Below are 6688 nucleotides of genomic sequence, written 5' to 3'. Positions count from 1 at the left end.
CGAACAACCGAGACTCGCGCCTGCGGCGCATGCGCTTCGGTTGTTCGGACGCGAGACGGCCGCGAACGGTCGCTCGTAAGACTCGCTCCGTTGTGGGAGCGTAAGTGGTGAAATCGAGCTATTGAGGGCTCGCCGTGTCGTGGGGGCTCGGCCCACTGTGGGCCTTTCCTGGGGGCAGGAATCACGGAGGCTCGGTTGCTCGTGAGTCCTGCCCGGCGTGGTCAGCTCAGGGCCGGGAGCACTTCGCGTTCGAAGAGTTCGATGCCGGAGGTGTCGTAGGCGGCTTCGGGGAAGTTGAAGATGGCGTAGCCGAGGCCGAGGTCCCGGACCCGGCGCAGGTTCTCGGCGATCTGCTCGGGGGTGCCGGTGGCGGCGCCGCTGTTGTACAGCTGCTCGAAGTAGGACTTGGCCGCGTCGGCGCCGATGACGGGCGTCAGGCGGGCTTTCAGCGCCTCCAGGCGATCCTCTACTTCGGCCTGCGTGGAGCCGATGACGACATTGAAGTTGGAACTGCGGACGATCGCGTCGAAGTCGGTGCCGACGTCGGCGCAGTGCGCGCGCAGCACCTCGGACTTGTGGGTGAACTCGTCGGGATTGCCGCTGAAGTTGGTGTACTGGGCGTATTTCGCCGCGATGCGCAGCGTCTTCTTCTCGCCTCCGCCAGCGATCCACAGCGGAATCCCGCCCTCCTGGAGGGGGAGCGGGCGCACGATCGCGCCGTCCACCTGGTAGTACTTGCCGTCGAGGGTGGCCGAACCGGTGGTCCACGCCTGCCGGAAGATCTGCACGCCTTCGTCGAGGCGGCCCAGCCGTTCGCCGGCGGACGGGAATCCGTAGCCGTAGGCGCGCCACTCGTGTTCGTACCACCCACCGCCGATGCCCATCTCGACGCGTCCGCCGGAGATCAGGTCGACCGTCGCGGCCACCTTGGCCAGGTAGGCCGGGTTGCGGTAGCTGATCGCGGTACACATCTGGCCCAAGCGGATACGCGAGGTGGTCGCGGCGAATGCCGACATCAGCGACCACGCTTCGTGCGTCGCCTCCTCGGTGGGCACCGGAACGGTGTGGAAGTGGTCGTACACCCACAGCGATTCCCACACCGGGTTCGCGTCGGCGCGCTGGGCGAGGTCTCGCATCACCCCCCAGTGGTCCGCCGGGTCGATGCCCACCAGATCGAGCCGCCAACCCTGTGGGACGAAGATGCCGAAGCGCACGAATATCTCCTTCGTGTGTACCCGAGACGGCCGCGGCGAGCGCCGCGGCCTCTATCTCACTGTTACCAGTGCGCCGCGCGCTGGCAACCGTTCGGCGCTCGACGCATCGAATTCACGCGGTGTTTCCGGAAGGCTGCACCAGCAGAATTCGCTGGCGGTAGGCGGGCGAATGTCGCACGCTGGAAATGTATGAACGAGGAAAGAAGACATCGGAACAAAGCAACGCAGCCTCGGCTCGGCGTCGATTTCGGCCGGGTCATCCAGGGGGCCGCTCTAGCGCCCGGGGACGAGGACACGGTGTTTCTCTCCGGCGGGCTCGAGGAGGCGCTGCGCACGCCGCCCAGCGCGGGCGCTTTCGAGGTGTTGCCGCGCCTGGTCCGGCGGTTCGAGGGGCGCGCCTGGGTGATTTCCAAATGTGGCCCGCGGATCGAGCAGCGCACCCGCCAGTGGCTCGACCACCACGACTTCTACGACCGCACCGGGATCGCCCGGGAGAACGTGCGCTTCTGCCGTGCCCGGGCGGACAAGGCGGTGCACTGCGCCGAACTCGGCATCACGCACATGATCGACGATCGCGTCGACGTTCACCGCGCGCTGCGTGACGTAGTGCCGCACCGATTGCTGTTCGGCGCGCAGTCGGAGCCGGTCCCCGAGTGGGTGCGGCACGTCCCGACCTGGGAGGACGCGGAGCGGACCGTGCTGGAGACGACGGATCGGTTTCCGCAGTAGCACCTGTAGTCCGGTGCGCGGGGCCGGGAGCCGGTTTCCGGTTCGAGTGCTTCGGCTCGCGTGCTGTGACCGCACGAAATCGGCCGGGAGCTCGCGCGCCCGGCCGATCGCGTGTTCGTTCCCTACGCGCCCGTGAACTTCTCTCCGGCGACGGACTTCGACGGCTCACCGTCGACGCCGACCGGGATGTCGCCCTCGAGGGTGGTGCGGTACAGCACCCGGGTGACATCGAGGTGGTCCAGATCGCTCGGGGCGAGGTGCGCGGTGACCCGGTTGTCCCAGAACGCGATGCTGCCCTTCTGCCAGCGGAAGCGGACCGTGTAGGCGGGGTGGGTGACCTCGTCGAACAGCAGCTTCAACACCGCGTCGCTCTGGTTCGGGGTGAGCCCGACGATGCGGGTGGTGAAGCCGGGGTTGACGAACAGCGCCCGTTCACCGGTGACCGGGTGCACCCGGACGACCGGGTGCTCGGTGACCAGTGGCGCGGCCGCGACCTTCTTCGCGTAGTCGCTGTCGGAGTTCCAGGCCGGCCGGTTGCCGCCGAAGCGGTGCTCGGCGCGCAGCCCTTCGGCGAAGCGCTTGAGCGACTCGGGCAGGTTCTCGTAGGCGGCGACGAGGTTCGTCCAGCCGGTGTCGCCGCCGCGCTCCGGGGCGATCTCGGCGCGCAGGATGGAGGCCGCGGGCGGGTTGATCAGCGCGGAGACATCGGTGTGCCAGTGGTTGGTGTAGCTGTGCTTGCGCACACCGAACCGCTTCTCGTACAACCGGCTGTCGACCGCGAGGATCTCCGGGTACTCCGTCGGCGCGTCGTCGTCGTACGGGTGCGACGGCGTAACCGCGCCGAAGCGGCGGGAGAAGGCGATCTGCTGGGCGTGATCGATGTGCTGATCGCGGAAGAACAGCACCTTGTAGGTGTGCAGCGCGTCGGTGATGGCCGCGACCTGCTGGTCGGTCAGCGACTCACGGAGATCGACGCCGGAGATCTCGGCGCCGATGTGCCCGGCGACGGGAGCGACGTGCACCGCGTCATCGGTAGCGGTCGAGACGGGGGATTCGTGTACAGCGGTCATCGGAAGAACTCATTTCGGATCAGAGGGTCGGGCCGGCGGCAACCGGAGATGCGGGGTCTGCGGCAAGGCGACAAGCGCTGCCGCAGACGCGCATGAAGTCGACGACGCGACGTTTGGTCAGCGCCTGCACGACGACTGCCTTCCGAGCGCGGGGCGGGCGGCCATGGTTATCAGGCGTTCGCCGGGGCGCGCCACCGCGACAGGCGGCGTTCGAGGGCGACCAGCAGGCCGTTGAAGGCGAGGCCGAGCAGCGAGATGGCGAGGATGCCCGCGTACATGTTCGGAATCGCGAAGTTCTGCTGCGCGGCGGTGATCAGATAGCCGAGACCGGCCCTGGCTCCGAACATCTCGGCGGCCAGCAGCACGAGGATCGAGCTGGCGGCGGCCATCCGCAGACCGGTGAAGATGGACGGCAGCGCCGCGGGCAGGATCACCTTCTGGAACAGGCGCAACGGCGAGAAACCGAGGGAGGCGGCCGATTTGACGAGCAGCGGATCGACGGTGCGCACGCCGGTGATGGTGTTCAGCAGAATCGGGAAGAAACTCGCGTAGACGACGATGGCGACCTTCGAGGTCTCGCCGATGCCCAGGATCAGCAGGAACACCGGCAGCAACGCCAGCGCCGCGGTGTTGCGGAACAGTTCGAGAATCGGGTTCAGGAAGTCCGCGACCGGCTTGTACCAGGCGATCGCGATGCCCACCGGAATACCGGCCACCAACGCGAGCGAGTACCCGGCCAGTGAACGGTTCAGGCTCGCGGAGATGTGGGTCCACATCTCCCCGCTCGCCACCAGGTCGGCGAACGCCTGGGCGACCACCGAGAACGGCGGCAGGAATACCTCGTCCACCAGGCCGAGGGTCGGGGCGAGCTGCCACAGCAGCAGGAACAGGGCGATGACGACGGTCGGTTTGAACACCCGCCAGGCCAACCGGCTCACCGCGCGGATGGCTTGCGTTCCGGCCGAGGGCGCGGTCTCGGCCCTGCGCACCGGGGCAGGCCGGGCCGGCGCGGCCGCGCTCCCCCGTACCGGCCGATCGCTCAGCTGAATGGCACTAGACATTGGCCGTCCTCTCGGTGGTGGATTCGACATCGGCCGTGTGGTCGGACAAGGACTTCAGTTCCAGGCTCGCGGCCCGCTGGACCTCGCTGTGCAGCAGCGTCCAGATCTCGTGGCGGTAATCCCGGAAGCGTTCGGAGGAGCGGATGTCGTCGTCGGTGTCCCGGTCGATCTCGACGTCGACGATGGCCTTGATCCGGCCGGGTCGTGAGGTCAGCACGGCCACCCGCTGGCCCAGGTACACCGCCTCATCGATGCCGTGGGTGATGAACAGGACGGTCTTGCCGGTGGCCCGCCAGATGCGCAACAGTTCGTCCTGCAACGACTCCCGGGTCTGCGCGTCGAGCGCGGCGAACGGCTCGTCCATCAGCAGCACCTCGGGATCGAACGCGAGACTGCGCGCGATCGCGACGCGCTGTTTCATGCCGCCGGACAGCTCGTGCGGGTAGCGGTCGCCGAAACCGGCGAGCCCGACCAGCTCCAGATAGTGCTCGGCGAGTTCGCGGCGCGCCTTGCGGCGTAAACCCTTGGCCTCCAGTCCGAATTCGATGTTGGACCGGGCCGTCCGCCAGGGCAGCAGCGCGTACTGCTGGAAGACGACGCCGCGATCCAGGCCGGGGCCGGTGATCGGCTTGCCGTCCAGCAGGATCTCACCGGAGCTGGGCTTGCTCAGCCCGCCCAGCAGATCCAGCAGCGTGGACTTGCCCGAACCACTCGGGCCGACCAGCACCAGGAATTCGCCCTCGCGCAGCTCCAGCGAGATGTCGTCGAGCGCGGTGAATCGCTCGTGCGAGCCGCGCACCGCGAACTGCTTGCTCACTCCGGTGAGCGACAGTTTCGTCGCTGTCGTGGTCATTTCGCGGCCACCACCTCTCCGGTCGGCCCGGCCTCCGGCTTGTACTTGCCGTTGGCGTAGGGGTTGAACTTGTTGGTGAACAGATCCGCTGCCTTCAGCTTGCCGTTCGGCAGTTCGCCGTTGCGCACCAGCCAGTCGATCCAGATCTGCAGTTCCTTGTCCGCGACCACCGCGCCCGGCACCGGGATTCCGGAGCTGAGCCAGTACGGCACCAGGTTGGTGTTCTCGTTGCGGCCGCGCTTGTTGATGATCTGGGTGAACCGCTCGCGCACCTGCTCGCGGGGCGTCACCTGGAGCCAGCGGATCGCGCGTGCGGTGCCCTGCACGAAGTCCTCCACCGCTTCGGGATTCTTGGCGATGTAGTCGTTGCGGAAGACATAGGTGCCGTAGTCGAACGTGCCGAAGATGGCTTTGTCGGTGTAGAGCGGGTGGATGCCGCCGCGCTGGAGGGCGGTGTCCCGGAAGACGCTGCCCAAGGCCGCGACGTCGACCTGTCCCTTGCGCAGCGCGTCCTCGGTGTTGGCCGGCGGCACGACGATCAGTTGCACCTGCTTGATCTCGTCCTCGGTCAGGCCTTGCTGATGCAGCCATTCCCTGGTGATGAATTCGTGGTGCGCACCGAGGGTGTTGACCGCGACCTTCTTGCCGATCAGATCGCGCGGCGAGTTGATGCCGGAATCGTCACGCACGTAGTAACCGGTGAACGACTGCTCGTCCGCGCCATAGGAACTGAGCACGGAGGTGACCTTCGCGCCGCCCGCGATCAGCTTGACCACCGCGCCGTTGAACGCGCTGCCGAACTCGACTTGGTTCGTCGCCGCGGCCTGGATATTGGCGGGGCCACTGGTGGTGTCGCCTTCCCAATGCAGGCTGACCTTGCTGAAATAGCCTAGGTCGTCGGCCAATTCGAAGGGGCTCACCTGCCCGGTGGAGCCTTGGTAGCGCAGCACGGTCTTGCCGTCCGCGGTCTTGGCGGGTGCGGACTCGCCGCAGCCGGTGAGCACGGACAGTCCGGTGAGCACCGCTACGGCGGCGGAGAGAGCGCGGGCGACGCGCCGGGACGAGGGGGGGAAAGGCATTGTTGTTCTTTCGAAGACGAGAAGACGCCGTGCGATTCGACGCTCGGCGTCCGGAGACACCACAGCGGGAGCGATGCGGCGGTGGACGACCGTGCGGGATCCGGTCGGAAACGAGGGCCGCGTTGCCTCAGCGGCAACAGATTCCGTGCGGAACGCGCATGAAGTCGACCGCGCGACGGCGGATCAGGGCGGTGGCTGTCGACACTTCGAAACTTTCGTGAGCTGTACTGGTGCCTGCGGGCGCCGATGTTTCGGCACTTGCCTGGCAAACACTGTCCCGGTTCCCAAGCATGGGAGCAACAGTTCGACGCCGACTGCGTATAACCCTGTTTTACGGCGGCCGATGGACTACAAAGGGGTCAGGCTGACGCGCGCGGTAACGCATCGGCCGATACCGTGCGGCCCCGGCTTCCGTAGGGCATCGCCCCGGTTCCGGTCGTCACTTGCGCTGCGGACGAGTCGCGTAGCGGTCTCTCGGTCCGGAGGTCGTATGACGCGCGGACCCCGGTGTGAAGCGGCTTCGGTCACAACACCCTGTCGTAAGGTGATCATCGTCTCCGAAGCGATGTAAGCTGCACGAGGACGTTTTCGTGTCCGTGAGATGTTGATCCGAACGGTGCGGATATCCGAGTTCCGCGGCGCCGACGAGAGGGAGGTGGGGTAGCGATGCGCAGCGAACCTC

The 6688-nt window shown here is 67.1% G+C and carries 6 protein-coding genes; 1 reads left to right on the top strand and 5 read right to left on the bottom strand.

Features of this window, described 5'->3' with window-relative positions:
- Window positions 1-221: 221 nt before the first annotated feature.
- Window positions 222-1214 (bottom strand): LLM class F420-dependent oxidoreductase, encoded by a 993-nt coding sequence (locus tag ACWEH3_RS26125; RefSeq protein ID WP_450020436.1) that lies wholly within the window; start codon window positions 1212-1214, stop codon window positions 222-224.
- A 189-nt stretch (window positions 1215-1403) separates the two neighbouring features.
- Between ACWEH3_RS26125 and ACWEH3_RS26120 the strand changes: the two genes are divergently transcribed.
- Window positions 1404-1943 carry a hypothetical protein gene (locus ACWEH3_RS26120; protein ID WP_450020438.1) on the top strand — a complete coding sequence of 180 codons (540 nt, stop codon included), beginning with the start codon at window positions 1404-1406 and terminating at the stop codon, window positions 1941-1943.
- Between the two features lie 122 nt (window positions 1944-2065).
- Here ACWEH3_RS26120 and ACWEH3_RS26115 read toward each other — a convergent pair whose 3' ends face one another.
- The 4 genes from ACWEH3_RS26115 to ACWEH3_RS26100 all read right to left on the bottom strand — a co-directional run bounded on the left by ACWEH3_RS26115 (window position 2066) and on the right by ACWEH3_RS26100 (window position 6006).
- Window positions 2066-3013: a TauD/TfdA dioxygenase family protein gene (locus ACWEH3_RS26115; protein WP_450020440.1), complete on the bottom strand. Its 948-nt coding sequence runs from the start codon at window positions 3011-3013 to the stop codon at window positions 2066-2068.
- Window positions 3014-3183: 170 nt separating this feature from the next.
- The gene (locus ACWEH3_RS26110; RefSeq protein WP_450020442.1) at window positions 3184-4074 is read right to left on the bottom strand and encodes an ABC transporter permease; all 891 of its coding nucleotides are present in this window, start codon (window positions 4072-4074) and stop codon (window positions 3184-3186) included.
- Window positions 4067-4927, bottom strand: coding sequence for an ABC transporter ATP-binding protein (locus tag ACWEH3_RS26105; protein WP_356961090.1), 861 nt, complete (start codon window positions 4925-4927; stop codon window positions 4067-4069). The genes ACWEH3_RS26110 and ACWEH3_RS26105 overlap by 8 nt, the downstream gene beginning before the upstream one ends.
- A complete protein-coding gene (locus ACWEH3_RS26100; protein WP_450020444.1) occupies window positions 4924-6006 on the bottom strand; it encodes an ABC transporter substrate-binding protein in 1083 nt (360 codons plus the stop codon). The genes ACWEH3_RS26105 and ACWEH3_RS26100 overlap by 4 nt, the downstream gene beginning before the upstream one ends.
- Window positions 6007-6688 lie beyond the last annotated feature (682 nt).

This window comes from Nocardia sp. NPDC004718, from assembly GCF_053601535.1.
The sequence above is the reverse complement of the archived record's forward strand: the minus strand, read 5'-3'. Positions and strand labels throughout refer to the sequence as shown.

Excerpts from the sequence above, each read along its gene's own strand:
- ACWEH3_RS26110 (WP_450020442.1), bottom strand. The coding sequence starts at position 4,074 with ATGTCTAGTGCCATTCAGCTGAGCGATCGGCCGGTACGGGGGAGCGCG.
- ACWEH3_RS26100 (WP_450020444.1), bottom strand. The coding sequence starts at position 6,006 with ATGCCTTTCCCCCCCTCGTCCCGGCGCGTCGCCCGCGCTCTCTCCGCC.
- ACWEH3_RS26105 (WP_356961090.1), bottom strand. The coding sequence starts at position 4,927 with ATGACCACGACAGCGACGAAACTGTCGCTCACCGGAGTGAGCAAGCAG.
- ACWEH3_RS26120 (WP_450020438.1), top strand. The coding sequence starts at position 1,404 with ATGAACGAGGAAAGAAGACATCGGAACAAAGCAACGCAGCCTCGGCTC.
- ACWEH3_RS26115 (WP_450020440.1), bottom strand. The coding sequence starts at position 3,013 with ATGACCGCTGTACACGAATCCCCCGTCTCGACCGCTACCGATGACGCG.